The sequence below is a fragment of the uncultured Mobiluncus sp. genome (assembly GCF_902488535.1).
In the GTDB taxonomy this organism is placed as follows: domain Bacteria; phylum Actinomycetota; class Actinomycetes; order Actinomycetales; family Actinomycetaceae; genus Mobiluncus.
Genome location: NZ_CABTWO010000003.1, coordinates 85,995 through 110,072, shown reverse-complemented (window position 1 = coordinate 110,072; position 24,078 = coordinate 85,995). Strand labels below are relative to the sequence as shown.

At 57.7% G+C, this 24,078-nt stretch carries 20 protein-coding genes; 9 read left to right on the top strand and 11 right to left on the bottom strand.

What is annotated here, in order from left to right; translation table 11 throughout:
* Window positions 1-123: 123 nt before the first annotated feature.
* The gene (locus RDL66_RS02105; protein WP_308534861.1) at window positions 124-1,140 is read left to right on the top strand and encodes a hypothetical protein; all 1,017 of its coding nucleotides are present in this window, start codon (window positions 124-126) and stop codon (window positions 1,138-1,140) included.
* On the opposite strand, the gene RDL66_RS02100 is transcribed toward RDL66_RS02105, so the two are convergent.
* Window positions 1,141-2,655 carry a zinc-dependent metalloprotease gene (locus RDL66_RS02100; RefSeq protein ID WP_308534859.1) on the bottom strand — a complete coding sequence of 505 codons (1,515 nt, stop codon included), beginning with the start codon at window positions 2,653-2,655 and terminating at the stop codon, window positions 1,141-1,143. It abuts the gene before it with no gap.
* An 18-nt stretch (window positions 2,656-2,673) separates the two neighbouring features.
* On the opposite strand from RDL66_RS02100, the gene RDL66_RS02095 reads away from it, so the two are divergent.
* From RDL66_RS02095 to RDL66_RS02075, 5 genes are all read left to right on the top strand, one after another.
* Complete coding sequence (locus RDL66_RS02095) at window positions 2,674-3,891, top strand: S16 family serine protease (RefSeq protein ID WP_308534857.1); 1,218 nt, start codon at window positions 2,674-2,676, stop codon at window positions 3,889-3,891.
* A 12-nt stretch (window positions 3,892-3,903) separates the two neighbouring features.
* Window positions 3,904-4,677: a ribonuclease PH gene (gene rph, locus RDL66_RS02090; protein ID WP_308534856.1), complete on the top strand. Its 774-nt coding sequence runs from the start codon at window positions 3,904-3,906 to the stop codon at window positions 4,675-4,677.
* Complete coding sequence (rdgB, locus tag RDL66_RS02085) at window positions 4,674-5,369, top strand: RdgB/HAM1 family non-canonical purine NTP pyrophosphatase (RefSeq protein WP_308534855.1); 696 nt, start codon at window positions 4,674-4,676, stop codon at window positions 5,367-5,369. Before rph ends, rdgB begins: the two co-directional genes overlap by 4 nt.
* Window positions 5,370-5,589: 220 nt before the next feature.
* Window positions 5,590-5,859, top strand: a complete 270-nt coding sequence (locus tag RDL66_RS02080; protein WP_297721913.1) for a hypothetical protein — start codon at window positions 5,590-5,592, stop codon at window positions 5,857-5,859.
* A 35-nt stretch (window positions 5,860-5,894) separates the two neighbouring features.
* Window positions 5,895-6,059: a hypothetical protein gene (locus tag RDL66_RS02075; RefSeq protein WP_299296614.1), complete on the top strand. Its 165-nt coding sequence runs from the start codon at window positions 5,895-5,897 to the stop codon at window positions 6,057-6,059.
* Between the two features lie 18 nt (window positions 6,060-6,077).
* Here RDL66_RS02075 and murI read toward each other — a convergent pair whose 3' ends face one another.
* The 4 genes from murI to RDL66_RS02055 all read right to left on the bottom strand — a co-directional run bounded on the left by murI (window position 6,078) and on the right by RDL66_RS02055 (window position 8,255).
* Window positions 6,078-6,887 (bottom strand): glutamate racemase, encoded by an 810-nt coding sequence (gene murI, locus RDL66_RS02070; protein WP_308534853.1) that lies wholly within the window; start codon window positions 6,885-6,887, stop codon window positions 6,078-6,080.
* An 18-nt stretch (window positions 6,888-6,905) separates the two neighbouring features.
* On the bottom strand, window positions 6,906-7,724 hold the full coding sequence (locus RDL66_RS02065; protein WP_308534852.1) for a DUF2017 family protein: 819 nt from the start codon (window positions 7,722-7,724) through the stop codon (window positions 6,906-6,908).
* Window positions 7,725-7,739: 15 nt separating this feature from the next.
* Window positions 7,740-8,042: an ATP-dependent Clp protease adapter ClpS gene (gene clpS / locus RDL66_RS02060; RefSeq protein ID WP_299296608.1), complete on the bottom strand. Its 303-nt coding sequence runs from the start codon at window positions 8,040-8,042 to the stop codon at window positions 7,740-7,742.
* A 72-nt stretch (window positions 8,043-8,114) separates the two neighbouring features.
* Entirely contained in the window at window positions 8,115-8,255 is a 141-nt protein-coding gene (locus RDL66_RS02055; RefSeq protein ID WP_297721924.1) for a hypothetical protein, read from the bottom strand.
* Window positions 8,256-8,397: 142 nt separating this feature from the next.
* Between RDL66_RS02055 and RDL66_RS02050 the strand changes: the two genes are divergently transcribed.
* Complete coding sequence (locus tag RDL66_RS02050; RefSeq protein WP_308534848.1) at window positions 8,398-9,735, top strand: nicotinate phosphoribosyltransferase; 1,338 nt, start codon at window positions 8,398-8,400, stop codon at window positions 9,733-9,735.
* On the opposite strand, the gene RDL66_RS02045 is transcribed toward RDL66_RS02050, so the two are convergent.
* From RDL66_RS02045 to RDL66_RS02035, 3 genes are all read right to left on the bottom strand, one after another.
* Window positions 9,732-10,040 carry a DUF3039 domain-containing protein gene (locus tag RDL66_RS02045; protein ID WP_282921877.1) on the bottom strand — a complete coding sequence of 103 codons (309 nt, stop codon included), beginning with the start codon at window positions 10,038-10,040 and terminating at the stop codon, window positions 9,732-9,734. The genes RDL66_RS02050 and RDL66_RS02045 overlap by 4 nt on opposite strands.
* A 121-nt stretch (window positions 10,041-10,161) precedes the next feature.
* Complete coding sequence (locus tag RDL66_RS02040; RefSeq protein WP_004008105.1) at window positions 10,162-10,446, bottom strand: HU family DNA-binding protein; 285 nt, start codon at window positions 10,444-10,446, stop codon at window positions 10,162-10,164.
* 218 nt (window positions 10,447-10,664) lie between these two features.
* The gene (locus tag RDL66_RS02035; protein WP_308534844.1) at window positions 10,665-11,636 is read right to left on the bottom strand and encodes a diaminopimelate dehydrogenase; all 972 of its coding nucleotides are present in this window, start codon (window positions 11,634-11,636) and stop codon (window positions 10,665-10,667) included.
* Window positions 11,637-11,959: 323 nt separating this feature from the next.
* Here RDL66_RS02035 and RDL66_RS02030 point away from each other — a divergent pair, with 323 nt between their 5' ends.
* Window positions 11,960-13,348 carry a sodium-dependent transporter gene (locus RDL66_RS02030; protein WP_308534843.1) on the top strand — a complete coding sequence of 463 codons (1,389 nt, stop codon included), beginning with the start codon at window positions 11,960-11,962 and terminating at the stop codon, window positions 13,346-13,348.
* A gap of 46 nt (window positions 13,349-13,394) precedes the next feature.
* Here RDL66_RS02030 and RDL66_RS02025 read toward each other — a convergent pair whose 3' ends face one another.
* From RDL66_RS02025 to RDL66_RS02015, 3 genes are read right to left on the bottom strand one after another with little or no spacing between them, the layout of a single operon-like run.
* Entirely contained in the window at window positions 13,395-14,027 is a 633-nt protein-coding gene (locus RDL66_RS02025; protein ID WP_297587655.1) for an ABC transporter ATP-binding protein, read from the bottom strand.
* A 9-nt stretch (window positions 14,028-14,036) separates the two neighbouring features.
* A complete protein-coding gene (locus RDL66_RS02020) occupies window positions 14,037-15,245 on the bottom strand; it encodes an FtsX-like permease family protein (RefSeq protein WP_308534842.1) in 1,209 nt (402 codons plus the stop codon).
* Window positions 15,242-16,609, bottom strand: a complete 1,368-nt coding sequence (locus RDL66_RS02015; RefSeq protein WP_308534840.1) for an ABC transporter permease — start codon at window positions 16,607-16,609, stop codon at window positions 15,242-15,244. Before RDL66_RS02015 ends, RDL66_RS02020 begins: the two co-directional genes overlap by 4 nt.
* Window positions 16,610-16,992: 383 nt before the next feature.
* On the opposite strand from RDL66_RS02015, the gene RDL66_RS02010 reads away from it, so the two are divergent.
* Window positions 16,993-24,063 carry a DUF5979 domain-containing protein gene (locus RDL66_RS02010; RefSeq protein WP_308534839.1) on the top strand — a complete coding sequence of 2,357 codons (7,071 nt, stop codon included), beginning with the start codon at window positions 16,993-16,995 and terminating at the stop codon, window positions 24,061-24,063.
* Window positions 24,064-24,078 lie beyond the last annotated feature (15 nt).

Below are 24,078 nucleotides of genomic sequence, written 5' to 3'. Positions count from 1 at the left end.
AGGACGACAAGGCACGAAACCGAGGGTCTGTCCAGCGCGGATACGAAGTTATCCACAAGTGCCGGATTGCTATTTGAGTTTATTATATATCTTTTGAGATGCTTTGAATAGAGGTGAGAGTTTATGAAACTAAATGAGGGTATTCACTTAGTTAGACTGCCTGATGGTTCAGTCGAGCTGTGCGCCGGTCTGGAAACCATGTTTTGTTTTCCGCAGTGTTCCGAAAAGGATTTCCAGCTGCTGCAACGCCTGGTGGCGGGCTGTACCCGCCCGGATTTGTCCGACTTTGCCAAAGCCTGCCGCATTCCTCTGACCAGGGTCTCGGAAATCCTGCGGACCTTGGTTGATGCCGAGTTGCTGCAGCTGCGCAGTCCCCGTCTGTACGGCGGGCCCGACGATGGGTTTTGGTCACGAGTGGGGGGCGCCAAGATGCGCCGTGCCTACCTACATCGCCAGGAACAGTGCGTTTCTCTCAATCGCGCCGACCGCATGGCACAACTGCTGGCCGTGGAACTGGGCGCCGCCGGTATCGGCAAGATTCAAGTCCCCGCCACCACCCGCAGTACCGAACCGGACTTGGAAACCACTCTTGACCCGCGACACACCATGAAAGACCTGGTGGAACAGCGTCTGCGACATGCCGCGGTGACGACCCGGCGAAGCTCGGTGGACTTGGCGGTGCTGTTCAGCTGGGGTATTCCTGACCCGGTAGCGGCACAAAAAGCGATGCAGTCCACTCAGCCGTTCCTGGCGGTGGTGGCGGGTCATGATTTTGTCGAGGTCGGGCCGCTGGTCGTGCCCGGTCTGACGCCGTGCACGTCCTGTATCGCCCTGCACCAGGCCACAGAAGTGGCGCACCTGGCAGAACGCGCCGCGAACCTGCACTGGGCGGCGTTTCCGCGGGTGGAAACGGCATTGGCAGGAGCGGGGGCGGCGCTGGCTACGACGCAAGCCTTGGCGTTTCTGGATTGCCGCGCCCTGCACCCCGGTGATGTCACGCGTATCTCGGTGGATGGAACGGTCACGACCAGGCACTTTGAGTCTCACCCGGAATGTGACTGCAGCTATCTTCCGGTCAATCTCGACGTTCCCCCAGAACCGGCGTTTGCGAAGCGGGCGCGCGCGGTGGCAGCCGCCTGACTAGGCTTCAGGAGCGGGATGCTCCGGGCTGTCCGGGTCCTTCCCGTGCCCGAAACCCTCGGGCGAATCGGTGTCGGGACGGTCTTGTGACACTTCCGCGTCCCCCTCCGAGTCGATACCGGGCTCCAGTCCTTTGGCGTATCCCAAAGTCCCTTGCAGCATGGCCTCCAAATCGGCCTCCAGCTGGTCTTTCGGACCTTCTCCGGCCAGGCGGGCCACGAACTCGTCGGGGGCGTCGAAGTCGCTTTCCTCCGGCAGCAGGTCCGGGTGGTCCCACAAACCTTCCGCTCCGGCTTCCCCGAGCTTGGCCACCAGTTTGGACCACAAGGCGCTAGCTTCGCGCAACCGTTTGGGTCTAAGTTCCAAGCCGATGAGGGCGGCGAACGCTTTTTCGGCCGGACCTCCGGTGGCGCGGCGCCGATTCATCATCTCTCGCAAGGCTCCCATCTGGGGTAACGTCCCTGCCAGGCAGCGCGTAGTCACCATGTCGACCCAGCCTTCCATAATCGCCAGCAGGGTTTCCAGGCTTTGTTTCGCGGCGGTTTGGTTATTGGTCTGGCTGGGAGTCAGCACGCCTTGCGCGATGAGTTTGTGCAGGGCGTCTTGATCCATCGGGTTCAGGCCCTGCAGGGCCGACTCCATCGCCTGCAAATCGAAGCTGATGTCCCTGGCGTAGTCCTCAATCGCTTTGGTGACGTGCATCCGCAGCCACGGCACGGCGTGATAAAGCCGCACGTAGGCGGCCTCGCGAGTCGCCAGGAAAGTCAACACCGGCTCGACATCCAGGCTGATGTCGGCAGCGAACTTTTCCACGTTTTCCAGCACTATCGCCGCTTGGTTCGCCTCTCCAATCGGCAGTCCGATGTCGGTCGAGCCGAAACTCTCGGCCGCCAAGGTCCCCCAAGCTTGGCCAAACTGCAGCCCGAACAGGTTGGAACTCAAAACCCCCAGCAAGGAATCCAGGTTCAGCGACGCCGGGTCGCCGTCCTTGGAAAACAACCCCATCAGATTTTGCAGTTCGGGCGGACCGGAAGAAATCTCGACATGCAGGTCGCCGTCCGCTATATGCTCAGACAGCGCCTGTTTCATTGACTCAGAGGTTTTGGCAGCCACCGGGGTAACCAAGATTTTCCAGACTTCAGACGAGGCGTCCAGCCACTTCGCCGCGGACAGGGCGGTATAGCTTGCGGGCGGCGGGGTGAGCGAGGTGACCGGGTCGAGGCGCAAGTTCGCTTCAGACAAAACTTGACGCACCCGGTCGGCATCCGCGGCAGTGACCACCCGAGTTGCCCCACCCAGACGCCCCAAGGCAGTCATGCGGGCCAAGTCCCAGTTCACCGGCTCATCGGAACTGGACAGCAGGGACTGCAGCGGGAAAGCAAAAACCCCTTCCCCGCCGGAAAACGCCGAGAACGGGGTGCCGGAACGGAGCTTTTCCTCCATCTCGCGGGCTTTTTCCTCGCCAAAGACCTGGCGCAGCATTTCAGCCCAGTCAGGCATCTCACTTTCATCCATGAGACTATAGTAACCGTGATGAACACCGATGCGCTGGATAAGGGAACGGATACGCCTGTACCCGAAGTTTCGCTGACACCCGAATCTGGAACTGATACACCGCCAGAATCCCCTTCTGACGCACCCACTCGTACCCGCTCCCGATGGTCTTTGAGCCGTTGGGTCCTGAGCTTTGCCCTCATCGTCCTGGGGGTGTATTTCCTGTTCATCTATTCCTATCCCGTGGTCATCAACTATCCGGGACCGACCTTTGACGTGCTGGGTAAGGACTCTAAGCAAACCCCCCTCATCGAAGTGAAAGGCGCGAAAACCTATCCGGACAACAACGGGCAGCTGCGCATGACTACGGTGTCTTCCCTGGGCGGACCTGGCTCAATGGTCAGCGGTTGGGACCTGATTGTGGCGGCGTTTAGCCCAAATACCACCATCTTGCCCGAGGACATGGTCTATCCTCGCAATGTCTCCAGCAAAGACATTAAGAAACTCGGCGTACAACAGATGGACCAATCCCAGCTCTCCGCTGAGGCGGTGGCATTAGAAACCTTGGGTTATGACGTCAATATCACCTGGTCTGTCGCCGAGATTGCCAAAGGCTCGCCCGCAGCCGGAATTTTGCGTAAGAAAGACGTGGTGCAAACCATTGCCCGACCCGGGCAAACCCCGGTGCGCATCCACACTGTTGAGGACTTGCGCAAATTCTTGAAGGGGGTGCCGGGCGGCGACACTGTTGAACTCGGTATCATCCGCAACGGCGAAGCCCAGACGGTGAGTATGAAAACTGCTCCGGCCCAGTTAGCGAAAGGCAAAACCGGGAAAGGCTCGCAGCTCAGCATCTATTTGGCTTCTGACGTGGACGTCCCTCTCGACATCACTTTTCACCTTAAAGACGTGGGCGGTCCCTCTGCGGGCACCATGTTCGCCCTGGGGATAGTGGAGCAACTCACCCCCGAACACCTGACCGGAAAATCGGTCATTGCCGGGACCGGGACTATTGACCTGGCCGGCAAGGTCGGCCCAATCAGCGGAATTGAGCAAAAGATGGCGGGGGCGAAAGCTGACGGAGCCAAGTTCTTCCTGGCCCCGGCAGAAAACTGCAACGAAGTTGTGGGCAACATCCCGAAAGGGTTGCGGGTCGCGAAAATCGCGACGTTTTCCGAGGCGCTGGACACAGTGCAAAAGATTCGCGACGGAAAGACCTCTGACCTGCCCCAATGCGCCCTCCCGACCCAGAAATAATAGACTGAGAATATGACAGAAAAGATTGAGCGAGCGGACGGCCGTCGGGCGGACCAGCTCCGCGAAGTGACTTTACATATGGATTGGGTCAGCGCCCCAGAAGGCTGCGTGTTGGTGTCTTGCGGGAACACCCGGGTGCTGTGTTCGGCCAGCCTGACTGAGGGGGTTCCCCGGTGGCGCAAGGACTCCGGCTTGGGCTGGGTCACGGCTGAGTACGCCATGTTGCCCCGCGCAACCGATACCCGCAATACCCGCGAGTCCGTGAAGGGGAAAATCAGCGGGCGCACCTCAGAGATTTCCCGGCTCATTGGACGGGCGCTGCGCGCCTCAGTGGATTACGCCGCGCTGGGTGAAAACACGATTGCGATAGACTGCGACGTTTTGCAGGCCGATGGGGGCACTCGCACCGCCTCGATTACCGGGGCTTGGATTGCGCTACAGCGCGCCATCGCCGTGGGTAAGGACAGCGGTTTTATTCCTGGCAATCCGACGCGCGACTCGGTTTGCGCCATTTCGGTGGGCATCATCGATTCCACTCCCCGCCTGGATCTGCCCTACGAGGAAGATTCTCGTGCCGAAACCGACATGAACGTGGTGATGACCGGCTCAGGAAGTCTGGTGGAGGTGCAGGGAACCGCGGAAGGCGCGCCGTTTAGCCGCGCCGAGCTGGACGCTTTGCTGGACCTGGCTCAGGCCGGGTGTCGCGATTTGACTCGGCTGCAGCGTGCGGCGGTAGACAGTGCGCCCGGAGCGGTGTTGACACTAAAAGATGGAGTAATTGCGTGAGTATTTTGACTTCTGTACCGGATTTGCGTGATAAGGACGCTCAGAAACTGGAACTGCCGCCGGAGGCGCAGGTGGTGATGGCGACGGGCAATGCCCACAAGATTCAGGAAGTTGAAGAGATTTTGCGTCCCTTGGTGCCGAGCCTGCGCCCGGGAGGGATTGTCGCCGCGGGCACGTTGGGGGCTCCTGAGCCTCGCGAGGACGGTACCTCGTTTTCCGCTAACGCCCTGATTAAGGCGCGCGCCCTGGCCAATTTGGTGGACGTGCCGATTCTGGCTGACGATTCCGGTTTGAGCGTAGACATCTTGGGCGGTGCCCCCGGAATTTTCTCGGCTCGGTGGTGCGGACATCACGGGGATGACCGAGCCAACCTGGAACTTTTGTTGAACCAGCTGCAGGACATGGACGATTCCTACCGCACGGCGGCTTTCATCTGTGCCGCGGTGCTGCTGGTCCCGGGAGGTGGAACATACCTGGGAAACGGGGTTATGGGCGGACGCTTGGTGCGCAAGCCGAAAGGCAACAACGGTTTCGGATACGACCCGATTTTTATCGCGGACGGTCAAAAGGTCACCAATGGTGAACTCAGCAATGACGCCAAGAACGCGATTTCGCACCGCGCCAAAGCTTTCATTCAGATAGCTCCGCAGCTCGAAGCCATACTGGGGATTCGCACCCGGCTCACCCGGTAACAGCGCCGCTCGAATGGGCGCCAGGCACGAAAGTCAGCAACGAAAAGCACCCCAATTGTCCTGACAAAGTCTGTAAATCGCCTGTAAGGATAACGAATTTTCCTTTGATTTTCCCCCGAAGTCTGGTCTTTGGCAGGGCGAGATGGCACAATAAATAGTGAGGGCAAAGGATTGCCCTCGCGAAGTTGTTTAAACTTCGCCAGAGTTTCAGGAGGAAATTATGCTTTCGACTGATGTAATCGGGGCTCTAAACCCCGCATTGACTAATCAGGCTTTCACGCGTCCTGCCCCGGAGCCGAGCGCGAAAGCAGACAAGCCGGAGCCCATCTCGAACACCTCGAAAACCGAGGCCGCGGCTACTGGCACTCACGGTGCGTTGAACGGCAATGTTGCCGAGTTCAAGCCCGTTGTTGGCCCCTCGCAACCGACCCACGCGGATTTGCCCCACACCTACAAGTCATCGAATTCACACCTCGATGTCATGCTGTGACGGTTAATCCGAGTTACTAAGGAAAGGATGGAGCCATGAACCCGATTTCAGGTGCTGCGCCGATTATGGACGCAGAAACGATGAAAGCCCTGATGGTAAACGCGGTCGCCGCTCAGACAGCCACCGCGACGAAAGCTGCCACGGCAGCCGCGGCGCTAAAGGTCATGAACCCGCAAGGCGGCCTCGACGTTTACGCCTAAGGGTCAGTAATCTCATTCTCACACGCGCTCAACCGCAGTGACCTCCGGTCCCAAGAACCTGCGAGCCAGCCGCGTGAAGGTTTGCGTGTCCCCCGTTGCCAGGAACTGGTAGCGGGGGTTCGGCGTGCCCGCGCCGTCCTCAGCGTGCAACCAGTCCTTGTCCAACAGCTGACGATAGACGTCGTGTGCGGTTTCTTCCGCCGAGGAAACCAGGGTCACCTCCGGACCCATAACGTAGCTGATGACACCGGAGAGCAGCGGATAGTGGGTGCAGCCCAACACCAGGGTGTCCACCCCGTCGGCACGCACCGGTTCCAGGTATTCCCGCGCCACGGCCAACAGTTCTGGCCCCGAGGTGATACCGCGTTCCACAAAGTCCACGAATGCCGGGCAAGCTTTCGCGCTGACCTGGACCTGCTGGTAAGCGTGCAGGGCGCGCTGATAAGTTTCGGTTTCAATAGTGGTGTGGGTGGCGATGACGCCAATGTGTCCGTTTCGCGTGGCGGACACGGCGCGATGCACGGCGGGCGAAATAACCTCCAGGACGGGAATCCCCAGGGCGTCATACTTTGAACGCGCCGCAAACACCGCCGTCGCCGACGCCGTGTTACAGGCGATGACCAGCATCTTTACTCCGCGCTCCACCAGTTTGTCCATTACGTTCAAGGACAGTTCCTTGACTTTCTCGACAGGTTTGGTGCCGTAGGGGCTGTTGGCGGTGTCCCCGATATAAATCACCGATTCTCCGGGCAACTGGTCGATGATGGAACGAGCCACGGTCAGTCCGCCCAGCCCGGAATCAAAAATCCCAATGGGTGCGTTATTCACTCTCAAATCCTTTACGTTTCAGCCATCCACAGCTAGCATCAGCGTTTCTAGCCACCATGACAAAGCATTATAGATGCTGGCGATGGTGATTTCGTAAGCCGTGTAAACCCCGGCCTCCGGGTCGGACTCAGCCATCATCTCGACCTCTTCGGCCCTGGTGTCGTTATCGATATCCAAGGACCACCCCAGCGCCAGTCGCGCATCGTTGATGGCGGTAACCCACACTTTCAACGTCTGCGGTTTCACCACCACGGCACCGTTGCCGTTCGCGGCCCACCGCAGACTTTCGGCGACGACTCGCATCGAGGCGGCCTTCTTTGCCGCCAAGTCCGGGGTGGTCAAGGCGCGCAGTTCCGCCGCCTCTTCCGGGTCTTGGCTCATCGGTCGCAAGATAGCCGCGATGAAAGGGTTCGCCGGGCACGGACGCGGCCCCAGGGGGTCAAAATCCAGCGCCGCCAAGGTTTGGTCGTCGGTCATACCCCGGGAGTTCGGTTCAAAGCCGGTATTTCCCCGCTGGACGGATTCAGAAGTGTGTTCGCGGGGCTGTTCAGGGTCGGTTTCCGCCTCCGAGTCCTCGCCCCCGCTGTGCATCTCACGGCGGGCAGTGATGGAAGAAACCGTGTCCACCCCCAACAGCTTCTCAAACATGAGGGTGTGTTCTTTCGGGGAGTTCGGATCGAGGTCCACCCCCATCATGTCCAGGACATCGCGTTTTTCTTCGGCCTCCATGGCATCAGCCAGTTCCTCGAAAATACCCGCCAGCAAGACCGCCTCATGCGGCTCAACCCTGCTGAACCACCCTTCTGAAGGCGCGCTCAGCGCTGCAAATGCATGCATCGTTTCCGGCTCCCCTCAATCGGCTTCCTGTTCGAGCGTCGCCCACAGTCCGTATTCGCTCATCGCCAACACGTCGGCCTCCATCTGTTCACGAGTTCCGGCGCTAACTACCGCCCGACCGTTAAAGTGAACTTCTTTCATCAGCCGCTCAGCGCGCTCGTGAGAGTACCCGAAATAGGTCTTAAACACCCACGTCACATAGCTCATCAGGTTCACGGCGTCGTTCCACACCACCGTGTTCCACTGGCCGGGAAGTACCCGGTCCAGCTGGGCGACCGGGGACGGAGCATACTCGGTACCGGGTTCGACAATACTCACGTTTTAAGGTTAAAGGTTTTCCCCCAGGCGCGCAGGATTACCGCGCCCCAAAGCAGAAAGCCGGGGCTGGTCTCAGAGCACCAGCAAACCGACCAGACCGGCCAGGAGCAGCACCACCAGGAGGGCGACAACGACCCTAGTCACCCGGCCGCTGCCGAGCTTGTGCGCATTAGACACGCGGGGAACTACGTTTTTACGAGAAGCGTTGCTCATAGCTTTATGTTACCGGCTCTCGCCGCGCCGAGATGAACCAGATCTGGCTGAACCCCGCTCGTGCGGCAGGCAAACGCGCTGAGGGACGGGGAGCCTTCGAGCGAAAACGGAAAAGCCGGCGGGCGCGACTATAGTTATACCTATGAATACGCGCGAAACGACTTCCTTGCTGACCGATATGTACGAGCTGACCATGGTTGACTCCGCTTTGGAACACGGGATGGGGCAGCGCCAATGCGTGTTCGAGATTTTCACCCGGCGGTTTCCCGCCTCCCGGCGATTCCTGGTGATGGCCGGAGTCGCGCGGATTTTGGAGGGGCTGAAGCGATTTCGTTTCGACGACTCCCAGCTGAAGTACCTGTTGGATCACAAAATCGTCGGGCCGAATACAATCAAGTTCCTGGAGAATTACGAGTTTTCCGGCGACATTTTCGGCTATCCCGAGGGCGAAGTTTTCATGGTGAATTCACCGATCTTGACGGTGCGCGGGACTTTTGCCGAAGCTTGCCTGTTGGAAACCTACCTGCTGTCGATTTTGAACTTCGACTGCGCGGTCGCGTCAGCAGCGTCCCGGATGACCATCGCCGCTCACGGCCGGCCCTGTATGGATATGGGGGCGCGCCGGGTGCATGAGCGGGCAGCTGTTTCCGCGGCTCGTGCCGCGCAAATCGGTGGTTTTCAAGGTACTTCTGTTTTGGAGGCCGGCAAGCGTTACGGGATTCGCGCTATCGGCACCGCCGCCCACGCCTTTACCCTGCTGTTCGAGGACGAAGAAGCCGCTTTCACCGCTCAGATTGAGTCGATGGGGCCGGGCACAACGCTGCTGGTAGACACCTACGACGTGTCCGCAGCGGTTGAAAAAGCGGTGCGGATTGCCCGAGCCGCCGGCGGGGAACTGGGCGCGGTCCGTTTGGATTCGGGCGACCTGGTGGCAGGCGCTTTCAAGGTCCGCCAGCAGCTGGACGACTTGGGGGCAACTTCCACCAAGATTACGGTGACCAACGACCTGGACGAATACGCTATTGCCGGTTTGGGGGCGGCGCCGGTTGATTCCTACGGGGTGGGCACGCGACTGGTGACCGGTTCGGGGATTCCGACCGCCTCCCTGGTTTACAAGCTGGTCGCCCGCGAGGACGCGAACGGAAACTTGGAACCGGTGGCGAAACGCTCGGTTGAAAAATCGACTCGGGGCGGACTGAAGTGGGCGGGACGCGCCATCGAGGATCACACCGCCACGGCCGAACTGCTGGTGACGGCCCCGAACCGAGAGGCCGCCACGGAATACTTCGCGAGCCGCGAGGCCCGCCCGCTGCAACAGGACTTCGTGGTCGGCGGGACTATCGACAAAACTTGGATGGGCCCCGAGGCCCTGCAGCGCGCCCAGCAGCGCCACATCGAAAGCCGTAACGAGCTGCCTTATCAGGCGTGGCGCCTGAGCGAGGGCGAAGTGGCTATCCCCACGGAATACGTGGATCTCTAACTGTCAGAGCCGCCAAAGAAAGGCCAGCCGGGTTGGCCGTTGTGGTCCCCGTTCATGGACTTCATGATTTCTTTGCACGCCGGGCAAATCGGGAAATTCTTGGGGTCACGCATCGGCACCCAGACTTTACCGCACAGGGCGATGACGGCCTGCCCGGTCACCGCTGAGGCGGTAATCCTGTCTTTGCGCACGTAGTGGGCGTAACGTTCGTTGTCGCCGGGGTTGCGTTTCAGCTCGGTTTCGGTGCGTTCCAGCACCGCCGTGCCGCCTTGAGTCAGGGGTTGGCCCGCAGTTGTTTCGCTCATACGACCATTGTAACCGCCCTGGCAAGCCTGAGCTGTTGCGGGGAGCGGACCGGCCCGAGTCATCGCGCTAAAAACAAAGCCGGCCGCCACTGGGGCGGCCGCTTCGTACGAAATGATTCGATTACTTGTTGGACACAGCCTTCTTAAGGGTGGAGCCAGCAGAAATCTTAACGCCGTAGCCAGCGGGGATCTTGATTTCTTCGCCGGTGCGGGGGTTGCGGCCGGTGCGGGCAGCACGAGACACGCGCTCCACGTTCATCAGACCGGTGACCTTGACAGTTTCGCCCTTCTTAAGGGAGTCAATCAGGATTTCCTGGAAGGCGGACAGAGCACCGTCAGCTTCGGTCTTGGACAGGCCGGCCTTCTTAGCAATCTCAGCAACAAGTTCAGTACGATTCACAGACATGTGATTCCTTTCGGATAGATCGTCGATTTCACTTTGGTGAAATCCTCCATTAGAGACTACGCAAATTTAGCGCATTTGTCAGCGAGTTAGCAAACAATTCGCGAATTTTCCGCGGTTTTTTCCGCTTCAAATTCACTCGTTTCACACCGGTCACAAAAGTACCACGTTTTTTGCCTCGACCACACTGCACAAGGGCGGGTCGGCGCCGCACACTTCCCCTACAGCATCTCGCGGCGCAACTGCTCGGGGTCACGCGGGGACAACTCGCTGAGGGTCACGTCCAGCATGGTGAACGCCCCGGTTTCGCCCCGCGCGGCTTTCCGGGCGCACGCCCGCGCCGCCGCCACCAGCACGGAGCCGGTGAACTCAGGGTTGGAATCAAGTTCCAGGTTGAACGTCAGGGACTGGCGCACCTGCGGCGAGGTCGCGCCGGTGCGAATAACCTGGCCGGCATGGGGCATTCCGCTGTGATTTTGCGCCATTTCCGCCGCGGTGATGAAAGTCACGGTCGTGTCATAGTCCGCGAAATAGTTAGGCATGGCTTTGATTTCCGCTTCAATCCGGGCGGTATCCGCCCCGGGCGCGGCCACCACAAAACATTCGCGGGTGTGCATCTGGCGAGCGCTGAGTTCCCCGTCACGCCCCGCCTGCACCGCCGCCACGGTATCGGGAACCGGAACGGTGTATTGGCGAGCGTCCACTACCCCATCTAGACGGCGAATCGCGTCGGAGTGCCCTTGTGACACCCCACGTCCCCAAAACGTAGTGGTGCGCCCTTGTGGCAAAACGGCATCCCCCAGCACGCGCAACATGGAAAACAGCCCCGGATCCCAGCCGCAGCTGATGATGGCGCAATGTCCCGCGGCCTGGGCCGCCGCCTCGACGCGAGAAAAATATTCGGGAATGCGCGCGTGGGTGTCAAAGGAATCCACAGTGTGAAACCACTGGCTGGTCGCGACTCCCTGTTCCATCAAGTCCGTGGCTGAACCGCCGCAGTTGATGCAAACGTCGATGTCATCGACGTAATCGGGCATCTCATCCACACTGGCCACCGGCGCGCCGAGGGTTTTCACCGACTGGGGATCGCGGCGGGTAAACACCACCGCCAGCTCCAGGTCCGGAGCGAGCCTCAGAGCCTTTTCGACGCCGCGTCCCAAATTTCCATAACCGTTAATTGCTACGCGCTGCATTGATTTACCTAACTTTCAGATAACAATTTTTCGATTATCCTACAAATCGGGCATATTCCCTGCAAGTTGGCGTATCAATACGTGACACGCCACCCACCGGGCTGGTGCGCCCAGTGGCGCCGCGACCATAGTGCCGCCTCCCGGCCAAACCCCCCATCGCCCTTCGAGCAAATCCCCACCACACCCCGACCAAACCCAAAATACGGTCTTTGCGGGTTTGGAATGTAAGATTTTCTGCGGAGATAGCTCCGGGCCGGTTTCGTGACCCGAAACGGCGCCGACTGTCCCCTCCGAAAACCGAGAGAACAAAAAGGAAGATTATTTTGGTTGATGTCAGTGTGGTCCCCGAGCAAAGAGCTTCGTGGTCAGGAAAACTAGGTTTCGTCCTCGCGGCAGCCGGTTCGGCGGTCGGACTGGGCACGATCTGGCGTTTCCCGTACCTGGCGGCGCACTACGGCGGGGGCACGTTTATCTTCGTGTTCTTTATCTTTATGCTGACCCTGGGCGTATCGCTGCTGGTTTTGGAAATTTCACTAGGGCGGAAAACGGGTGAATCCATCATCGTGGCGTTCACGTCTTTCGGCAAAAAGTATCGGTTCATCGGCTTGTTTATCGCCGCGGTTCCTTTCGTCATCGCCTCGTTTTACGGCGTGGTCGGCGGCTGGGTGACCCGCTATATGTTCGCCTACGCCGCCGGCATGACGAAAGAGCTGGCTGACGGGGGCGAAAACTTCGGGGCGTTCATCTCTGACGCTCCCCAGTCCGTGGCGTTCATGTTGCTGTTCGGAGCCATTACGTTCATCATCGTGGCTCTGGGGGTCAACGGCGGGGTGGAACGAGCCAACCTGATTATGATGCCGGCGTTGATCCTGGTTTCGCTGTTGATTGGTATCTTTACTTTGACCCAGCCCGGCGCGCTGGAGGGGCTGAAATACTTTGTGGTCCCCGATTTTTCCAAGTTTTCACTAGAGTTGCTCATCGCCGCCCTGGGTCAGACGTTCTTTGGTCTGTCGCTGGCCGCGGCGACGATGGTCACTTACGGGTCCTACATGAAAAAGGACGTCTCGATTACGTCCTCGGCTTTCCAAACGACCGCTACCACGCTGGGAATCAGCCTGTTGGCGGGGCTGATGATTATCCCCGCCACGTTCGCGACCTTGGGTTCCGCTGACGAGGTGGCCAAGAATTCGGGGCCGTCCCTGATGTTCTTGGTCATTCCCAAGGTGTTTGAAAAGTTTGGTGGCATCGCCACCGTCATCGGTTTCGTGTTTTTCCTGCTGGTCATGTTCGCGGCCCTGACCAGCATGATTTCCCTGGTGGAGGCCTGCGTGTCCATCTTGCAAGACACCTTGGAATGGAAACGGCGCCAGGCGCTGTTGGTCACCGTCATCGTGCTGAGCGTCACGGGAATCATCGTGACCTTGGGCTACAGCTCCCTGTCGTTCATCCAGCCGCTCGGGGCCGGTTCGACCATTCTGGACCTCCTGGACTTCCTGACCAGCTCGGTGATGATGCCTCTGGGCGGATTGCTGATGTGCCTGTTCTTTGGCTGGATACGCCAGCCCAAAGTCCTCATTGACGAGGTGCGTCTGTCTGGTGAGTTCAAAGGCGCCCAGTTGTGGAGCGTGATGATTAAATACATCGCTCCCATTCTGTTGGTGGCCATCTTTATCACCAGCGTGTTGAAAACGTTTGGCGTCATCAGTTTCTAAATATAGTTTTGCCTCCGGCGAGTCACTCACCGGAGGCAAGAACTTTTTACAGCTCCACCAGTTTGCGCCGCTGCAGCCGCAGGGTCACGTCGGCGTTGCGGGCCAGCTCTTTCGAGTGAGTCACCACGATGACGCACTTACCTTCCTCGTGAGCGGCCTTCTGCAGAATCTCGGTCACTCCCGCGGCGGTCGTCTCGTCCAGGTTGCCGGTCGGTTCATCAGCCAAAATGACTGGCGCTTGTGACACCAGGGCGCGCCCGATGGCGACCCGCTGTTGCTGACCGCCGGAAAGCAGCAGGACGTTGCGTTTCGCCTCTTTCGCGTCCAACCCCAGCTTTTCCAACATCTCCGTGCTGGCTTTCGAGTTGACCAGGCGCAGGTTCTCTAGCGGGGTCAGGTAGTCGATGAGGTTGTAGTTTTGGAACACCAGGGAAATCTGGTGCTTGCGATGGTAGGAATAGCCCTTTTTCGCGATGTCCTCGCCGTCGAAACGGACCGTGCCCGCGGTCGGGGCGTCGAGTCCGGCCAGCAAACTCAACATCGTGGATTTGCCGGCCCCGGAGGCTCCCAGAATGGCATAGAACTTGCCCTTCTCGAACTCATAGTTGACGTTATCCAGGACTTTCGCCCCCGCCCCTTTGTAGGTGTAATCGATTTGATCCAACTGTAAAATGCTCATTTTTTCTCCTTAACTCAGCTTGGAAAGAATAGTTTTCGGGGTTTGACGCATGATGGGGAACAGCGCCAGCCCCAGCGCGATGATGATGACCAGGAAACCCAGTCCCAGGGACATCGCATTCCCCGCGATTCCGTTGGCGGGTGTTAGCGCCGCTAACGTCTCATTTCCGGCTTTGGCCAGCACCAGCTGACCCAAACTGTTTGACAGCAGCCGTCCCAGAATGACTGCCAGCACGGCACCGATGGCCCCGAACATGACCGCCTCCAGGAGGAACTGCAGCCCGACTTCCAGTTTCGTCTTGCCCAGGGACAGCAAGATACCAATCTCGGGCAGTCGCGAGCGCACCCAGAATGTCGCGACCAGCGCCAAAACCAAGGCTCCGGCTAGGCAAAATCCCCACAGCAGCATTCCCAGCATCTGGTCGACCCCGGAAATGGCTTGGAGGACATCGGCGAACTGCGCCGAGTTGTTTTCCAGACTCAGCTTCGGGGCCGTGGCCTGGGCCGCTTTCAGGACTTTCGGCAGCTGGTCGGCCCGTTCGGTGAAGTACCGGGCCGTGCTGACCTGACCGCCGAGCTTTTGCAGGGCGTCAAGGTTTGTGAACACCTGGTTTTCCGAGTTCCCCGAGGGCATGCCGGTAGGGTTTTCGGCTTTCCCGGAATAAATTCCCCCGATTTTTAGCCGCACCACGGTGTTTTCGTGGCGCAGTTCCAGGGTGTCGCCCAGGTGCAGGGAATTTTTCCGCGCAAAGTCGCGGTGAATCATCGCCTCGACACCAGGTTTACCGATGTGAGAGCCCTGTTCCAGGGTATAGATTTTCCCCAAGAACTCCGGGTTCAGCGACGAATCGCTGGTGCCTTTGATTCCCAGCAAATCCCCGCCGAACTCGGGATCCAACTGAATCCCCCCGGCGGCACTGACCAGTGTCGCGTTCTCCGGTTTCGCCGCCGCCTCGCCCTCAAAAGCGTGGCGTTTCACCCCCGGCAGGTCCGCGAGTTGTTTGCGGGTCTGGTCGGGGAGCTGACCGGTTTGGCTGGTGGCGGTGAACCCCGCCAAAACGTTGGAACTAATGGCATCACGCACACTCAACATGGTGGACTTCACCCCGGACTGGGCCACCAAGGCGGTAAACACCAAGGTGATAATCGCCACCATCAGCAGGCTGCGCCGCGGTCGACGGACGACCGAACGCCAAGATCGTGACCACACCCCGTTCATTTGTTATCCACCAACAGGGCGCGCGGGCTCTTGCGCAACATCGGCACGGAGGCGATGACCACGACTATCGCAATCAGCACCAGCACCATGACCGCAACCTGAGTAGCAGAGGCCAGGCTCAGGTCAACAGTGAGTTTCTCTAAGGTCTTCATTGACGCCGAAGATTCCATATCCGCCCCAAACTGGCCGGCTTTCGCCATTTCTTGGGCGGCTTGGTGATTGACCGAGGACAGCACGGAAGTGCCCATGCCCTGCGCCAGCATTCCCGCCCCGAAGTAAGACAGGACGAAAGCGGGGACGGCGGTAAAGATCAGCTCCAGGCCGTACTGCGCCATAATGCTCGCTTTCGTCACCCCCATTGACAGCAGGGTTCCTGTCTCTTTCTTGCGTTCGTTGAGCCACAGGCACAACACCAGCGCCAAAATGGCTCCGGCCAGCACAAAGGTCGCAATCGTGGTGGTGTTCATGACGCTGCGAACCCCGTCAATCGCGCCGGTGATGCCGGAAAGGTACTGGGTCGAGCGGCTCAGCTGGTAGCTGCGCCAGTCGATGTCTTTGGCAGCGGCGGCTTTCACCACGTCGTCAAAGTTGGCGCCCTTTTTCACAAAGAAGTTCGCGTCTTGATAGATTTCGGTCGCGGGCGTGACGTTGTATAGCGTCCGGGTCGTGTCCAAGTCGGTGAACACGGTGTTAGAGAACAGCTCGTTGCGCGATACCGCCCGGTCCGCGTTCGACCCGGATACGAGTCCGACGATTTCGGTGGTGACTTCATTAGTCGAATGGTTTTGGTTATCGGCGTCATAAGGGTTGCCCTTGAGTTTCAGTTTGCTGCCGATAGTCAGGTGATTGGCTTTCGCCAAGTCCTCGTTGATGATGGATTTATTTTTGTCCTGGGCGGTCAGGTGGCGACCCGCCACCAGCTTTAACGCCCCGGAGCGGAAGTTATTGTCCATCTTGGTGTCGTTGACTCCCCACACGTTCACGGCGTTGCCGAACTGGGCTTCTTTCGTTTCGTCATAGTCTTGACGGTCAAGTTTTTGGGCTTTGGCCTCCACCAGGTCCGCGGTGACGTTCTGGCGGGCGACGTAGTTTTCTACCCCGTCCAGCCCGGCAATCTTTTTGATGTCCGCGGGCTTCACGTTCCCCGCACCTCGCGGGGTGCCGGTGTTGAACTGGGTATTGTTCCCCAGCACGAAGCCCTGCCCGGTTTTCGCGTCGATTTCCGCCGCGGTGGCGTCAGTAGCGCGGGACACCGCGTTAGCGGACATCAGCACCGTAGACATCGCCAGGAATATAGCGAAAATGATGATGGTTTTGATTCGTTTCCGGGCGACGTAACGCCAGGATCTTCCTACGAACGACAATAGATTCCCTCCTGTCGAAATGTTTTAGCGTAAGCTCAGTGATTTTCTTTGCTCAGTAAGCATAAGCAACTGCGGCCCCGCTCGCGCCCTCTAAACCTCATACCAGGGTAGTAACCTGCCAATCCGCCCTCAGACCGGGGCACCACTTTGTCCCGGTGAAATTCCGAGCCGGCAAGGACTCGTTTTAGCCCGAAATAATCACGGAAACATAACAAAAAGTCCCATTTTCCTGAAAATTTCCTCAAATTGTTGAGGGAAATCACAGAAAAATCTAAAACTGCAAGTCAATAGCCCGATGAGAGTAGCGAATATAAAAGCAAACAAAGGCTCTTCAGGAACGAACACAGGAAGAAACACAACGACGGTAAATCAGGGTGGGGACAATGATAAACCGAGTAATAATACAGAAAGCGCTGGCTATTGTCGCCGCGCTTGCCCTGGTCGTGGGCACGGTGCAGCTGGTTACGCTGCTGGTCCGACCCGCCACGGCCGACGCCTCGACTACTGGGCAGCACGTGCCTCGGAACCACGGCCCGATCGGACACGCCACCAACGATCCTTGGACGGAAAATTTCCCCCGCACCTCTGACACCTATCATCGCGCCAAGCTAACAAATAACCGGGTAGCTCTGGTGTTTGATTTCGAAGCCGGTTACACCTGGGAGACCATGGGTGGGAAATACAAACACTGGCAAAGCGACTATGAGGACCGCAACTATGACCAAGCTAACAAGATTATGGATATGCTTGAACACCTGCGCGGTGCTCCGGTTTCGGTCGGGGTCTATACTTTCCATCGCGCCAAAGAAGGCAAGCAAGCCCATAACAACACCCCTAATCTGAAAGCAACCTCACTGGAAAACCATGAGGGCTACGCCAAAGTTATGACCAAACTGGGCACTTTGGATGCCACAGACGGTAATGGTGAAAGGCCGACATGCGGGGATGGCTCGAATATTTGGTGGGGTCTGAAACAGGTCTATGACGACATGGTGGATTACGAAAATGAATTTCAAGCCCGCTACCATGAACCAGCTGACCAGCCGTTATATAACAACGTTATTCTTTTCACGGTGGCAAACCCGGCATTCTATGGCGAAAATGACATCTGGAGTCCTGTACGGGGCCGTAGAGATGCCCTGGACATGGCTCTGAAAATCCATGATAAGGGTGCTCATCTGCGCCTGATGGGGATGGGGCCGGGGTACTATAACGGCCCGTGGAAACGAGGGTTTCTGAAAGAGCTGGCAGATAAAACCGGTGGGTCTGTTACTACATTGAAACATGATTACGGTGGTTACACTGACGATTTCTACCACTACGAAGATCCTGACACTTACCCCCAATATAATGATTCACAGCGGAAAAAGGTTAAGGACGCGTGCAACGCTCTGGATCCCTCACAAGAGACTGTCCCCGCTTATCTGGATGGGCAAAAATGTAACCACGTGCGGGATGGGAAGTTCGCCGACACGGTTGAAAACTATCTATTTATGGATCCGGGCGTGGAAATTACTGCCGACGCAGTGGATGAAAACCTGGTGTACCTCAACCCGATTGCAGACACTAAGTTTGGGGTGACTGCCAACGGCTTGACTAAGGTACTGAGCACCGGCACGGATGGCATTATTGAGAAACGCACCGAAGGGGTAAACAACCTACGGATTGTGCCCCGACCGGATAAGGATAAGTATGCCCTGACGCGATTGCGGCTCAGAGATGGGAAATATTCGAAGGCAAAATTGCCTAAGGAAGCGAACGCCCGCTGCGTGGGATTCTCAAGACAAAAATATCCCACGGCTTTCACACCAACGACCTTCGCCCCCGGCACCGACTCAACCAATCGGGGCGGGATTGAGATTGAAAAAACGAAACTTGATACCTACACCTATATTAAGTGCGGGTTCTATCACCGTCCCATGCAAGAATCCGTGCTGCGAAAATCGGTGAAAGTCGGCAACGAGCAAATCCGCTTCGACGTGCTGAAATCCAAGTTCAACATAGATTGGAGCTGTCGCGATCCCTACGCTATAGAAGATCCGAATGCAGCGTTTACCCAGGGTTCGAAGGAGCTAGTTCTTGCCAAGCAGAATCCCGGAGATCCAGACGTCACGCTGAACACTGAATACAGTTTCCCGGATATGCCTATCGGCACTCCCGGAATAGATAAAGTGAAACGTATGCCGGTCGGCGCCACATGCCAGGTAAACAGTTCCGTGAAGTATCCGCACCGCTGCTACGGCAGGGATCAGTCTGCGGGATGCACCGATAAGTGGACGAAAGATGACTGGGACAACCTGATGACCGTGGACGACACACTGGAACAATCCCAATACTTTGAGGTCAAAACTACTGAAACCGCACCGCCCGCCACAGATTACGATTACGGGTTTAAGGCGTCCGGGGAACAACTGACGAAACCTGCCTCAGCAGACCCCACGGATAAATCTATCTTGGAAACGCTGACCACTTTCACTTCGAAGAAAGCCTCCGTGAAAGTGCAGGTGAACTTCACCAATTCCCAGGATGATCCCGCCTATTCAACGATTAATAAGCCCGATTTCGTGCCGGTTTACTACAACTGCCGCTATATGGGAGATCCGACCCGTCCGCCGGAAATCCCCGAATCCGGTGCTGCCGCGATGCCGGGGTATGTGGAACTCGGTGCGGTGGATGTGCCCACCGGCGGGACCGAGTTCTATGAACTCGGTATTAAGCGAGACCCCAATACCCATCAGCCGATTCTGGATTCTAACGGCAAGACCATTCCGACCTGGCCGGTCGGCACGCACTGCCTGTTTACTTCCCTACCTCCGAAAGGCGCACCGGGAACGGCAAAGACTGATCCGTGGAGCGTACCGGGCTTTAACATCACCGACAGCTACTCCTCCGACGTGTGCGCCAGAGATTGGAAAGATAAGGGCACTGCGGAGAAAGAGTGCAACAATAACTATTTCTGGGTTCATTCCGGTGGCCAAAAATCGATTTCGCTCAAACAGGATCTGGTACGAAAGAATGCGCAAATAACCTTCACCAAAACCCTGAGCGGAAACGCCTTGAGTGTGGGGCGCGCGCAAGAATTTACCGAGACCCTCAGCTGCCAGCAAAACGGCGCGACAATATCTTCTGGTACGCTGAGTTTTACTGCGAAGGCAGATATTCCTAAGACGATTACAGTCCCAGCCGCTGCCACCTGCACTATTAGCGAGTCTTTGCCCTCGGGGATACCTCCGAACGTGACGATGACTCTGGCGCCGGACAAGACTTTCGGTCCCATTACCGACACCAGCAGTCCCCTGCCCGTGACGACTAATACCGAGGTGAACTACAAGACCACCGCTAAACAGGTGCGGCACACGTCTGATTTCGATCCCGCTTTCGATTCCACGCCGACGAATCAGAAATTGAAAAATGAGCTGCTGGCACTGACAAAGAAAGTCACTGCTACCTGCACGAAACCGGAAGTTGCCGAGCCTGAGGTAATCGAAAGGAATATCGACGGCGACAGCACAGTCAATCTGGGAGTTCTGCCGATAGGCACAACCTGTACCTTTACCACCGAGGTGCAAGGATTAGAGGCACTGGCGACCAAGGAAGATCCGAATAATCCCGGAGACCTGCTCTATCCGGAAGCCTATCGGGTCATCCCCACCACCACGGTAGATGCCGCCAGTACCTCCGTGACTTTGGGCGGGACTGTCGCAAAGATTACGACCCGTTACAAGCTGCAGACCGCAGGCGCTATCACTCTGCACACCGAATCCGGAGATACCCTGCCCTATGCCTCCCTCAAGACACTGCTGCCCGGCAGCTATCAGTACCAAATTGATTGCGGAACAGGGCAGCAATATTCAGTCACGCTAAAACGCGAGCGCGGCAATGCGGAAATCAGCAATGCGACCCAAATACCTGCCAACAGGCAATGCACGCTGACCCAGGTCACCAACGACAACGCTAAGCTGGCACGCAACACCACTATGACACCGTCTATCGGTCAATCGGCTAGCCAGAGTTCCAGCGACCCAGGGAACCCCGTCCTGCACTTCACCTCGCCAGGAACGCAAAGCACCTTGAGTATCAACGTTGTTAACAACTACTCGGTGGCCTACACCAATCTGATGCTCTCGACGACCACAGAAGTTAAAACTTCCGCCGATGCCCTGCAGTCTGCCACGATTGCGGTGCCTGCGGAGTGGAAGACTCCCCTGTTCACTCACCAGACCGATACCGGAGCCACCACGAGTGACTACAAGGTTCGCGCCGAACTGGATTGCACCAACGAGTCGGACGAATACAAGATTGCCGGCGACTTCACGGTGAATGCGGAGGGCTGGCAGCTGCCCGCCCCGCTGACCGTGCCGGTGGGCTGGAACTGCAAGATTGACCTCAACCAGCCGCTATTCAAGATTCCCGGCGCTGACCTGGTGGATTCCAGCGGTCTGCCGCTTCGCGCCGATGCCGCCTCGGGAGCCAACTTTACGTGGGATGCCGTGGGTGGCGAGGGCACGGAAAATAGCCAGAACGGTTTAACCGGCAAGGTGGTCACCCGAGCTGGAAGTGCTGCTGATGCCAACAGCCTGACACTGCATATCCCCTACCGGATGCAGCTCGGCTCGTTCAACCTTAAGAAGAAGGTCGGCGGCGAAGGCGTGTCGATGATTCCTGGAGATCACCAGTTCAAGGTCGATTATTCCTGCACGCTGAACGGGGTTCCGATTCCGATTCCCGATGCCCGCACTATCGTGGAAAAGCAGAAAGTTATCGACACGTTTGGCAAAGACCTCAGCGACCGGCTCGGTAGCTTGGACAACAAGCGAAGCATCGAGATGGGACGCTTCCAGCAAGGTGAATGGCACCCCATAGATGCCCTGCCGGCCGGTGCTGTCTGCGCGGTATCTGAAGATTCGGCTGTAGCCGAGCGTCCGCACTCCAAGTGGGACAACTATTGGGAGCTGACCCCCGGTTTCCGTTCTCGCGAGCCGATTGTTTCCAACTGCGAAACCTTGGGCACCGAACTGTGCAGCTACCGAGACCCCGGCTCGAAGACCGTCGCTCTGGTGAAGCTGCCGCGCGACGGCGGAACCAAGGACAACATATACCGGTCGGATAAAGACAATCCCAGCGGATCTACCAACCCAATTGTGCCCCAGACACTGCCGGAAAACTTTGCGGGCACGATGGTGCCATGGAACAACTACACGTTTGAAAAGACCCGGGTTAAAGTCAACCTCACGGTGAATGGAAACGGCAAACGCCTAGGAGCAGGCAAGGAGGTCTCGCTACGCCTGTATTGCAAACCCCCCGCACTGGTGGCGAATGAAGTGACGATTGAGGGCAACGGGGGTAACGCCGCCGCTATCTATAACACCACGCTGAAGCTAACGCCCAGTACGTCTGATCCCTACACCGCCACCGGTATCTCCGACGTGTTTGTGCCGGTGGACTATAACTGCGTCATCGCGCAGACGCGACCGGAAACTTATGATGCCTCGGTGGACTATGTGTTGCACAATATCCCCGCGGATACCTCTACTATTCTGACTGCCGATATACCCCCAACTGATCCGAATCCGCTGCAAACGTTGAAGAATCAGCTCGCCAAGTACGACGGCACTCACGACCTGTTCGGCACCGTTGATGTCAACGGCGGCACCGTGGGCGAAGTAACTTACGACGCGGACGGGAACCTCCTGCCAACTCAAGAAGAAAGCATCTTGAAGGGATTCAGGGTGCATCCCGACTACGTGGTGCCGCAGGGCGAAGAGCAAAAGTACACGACTTTCGATCTTACCAACACCTACAATCGCCCCGAAGCGAATCTGTGGGTCAACGCCAAGCTCGATACCGAGGCGAGCGAATACGAAGAGAATGTTGGCTCACGTCTCACTATTCCGGGATATACAATCAACTACACCTGCACCGATGCGGTTTTGAGAGAGCCGGCTCAGCCTCCTGCCACTGAAGGAACCCCGGTGACATACACCGGTACCGTGGATGTGGACAGCTCCGGAACCCCGGTTAAAATCCGCAGGTCTAGCGACGATATCCTGCCCGCCACGGCTACCTGTTCTTTCGAGATAGTAAACGCCGGTGCTGACCCGATTGGAGCCTACCCGACTTTGCGCCACCGTCTCAGTGCCGAGCTTAGTGAAACCACCGATCCCGGCGGTGAGCAGGTACGCACGCAAGGATTTAAACCCCAGTTCATGGGCACCTTATATCCCTGCCCGACTCCCGCGGAGCCTAATAAGCAATGCCCCACCCAGAAATCACATTTGTCACAGTACAAGAACGCTAATGAAGTTGTGTTTGACGCTGCGGGCAAGAACCGGAGCACGCTTACCTTCACCAACGCCTATCTGGTTCAAAAAGCTGATGTCAGCGTGGTCGCCTATCCGGAAGGATCGCGAGCTAAGGCGCTACTTGCAAAGGACACAACACAGTATCCCTATAACTACACCTGTAGCTATCCGCAGCTGCCAGGGTATAGCTCAACTGGCAGCGGAACACTCCGGTACGAAAAGATAACGGTCGACGAATCTGTTACCCCGCCGGTGACCACCTCGACGTGGCAAGACGCCAAGGCTGCCCAGCTGGCTCGCGCAATTGTGCCGGTAGGTTCGACCTGCGCCGTTGTTCCCCAGTCTCCTACGCCTGATTTGAGCGGTCTGGAAGCACAGAATCTGAAGCACATCACCGCGTTTATGACGCCGCCGTTGAATCAGCTGCTGGATCCAATCACTAAGCTCCCGCGCAGCGAACCCGCATTCACCGATGTGTTAGACACGCAAAACGGGACAGTTAAGTGGCCTGCGGCTAGCCGCGCTCAGATTCCTGCTGCCGGCTTCACCGTGAAGCCCGGAGACGACCCGTACGTCGTCATGCACGCCATCTACCAGAACAAGGTGAACGTGCAGGTTCGCAAGGTTGATAAGGAATTCCAGACGGCAATCAACACCGGGGCTGAGTTCAAGATTTATCCCTTGCAAGCCAACGGAAAGCCCGATTTGACTAACCCTATAGACGTGACGCCGCAGAAGAACCAGAACGGCAACGATATACCGGGTGTATTTGCGGCGGCTCTCGAGCCAGGCGGCTACGCTCTGGAAGAAACGAAGTCCGGGATGGGCGAGATGCTGCCCACCTATTGGGATTTCACGGTCAGTCCTAAAAATCATCTCGATGGCAACCAGAAATTCGACCCGTACACCGACTTTGGTGACGATCTCGAGGTGAAACTGGCGAACTATGTCTCCCACACCGGAATGGTGGCCGTGAATCCGCCCCTCACAGACACGCAGCCATGGTCTATTGATGTGGCGGAGGTTTCCTCCGGGTACCTGCCCAAGACTGGCGGGGCGAGACTCTGGATTGAAATCATCGGACTGATGACGCTCGCAGGCGGGCTCGCCCTGGCTTACCGTCGAAAGACTTTACTCAAGGAAAACCACTAATAAACACAGGAAGAT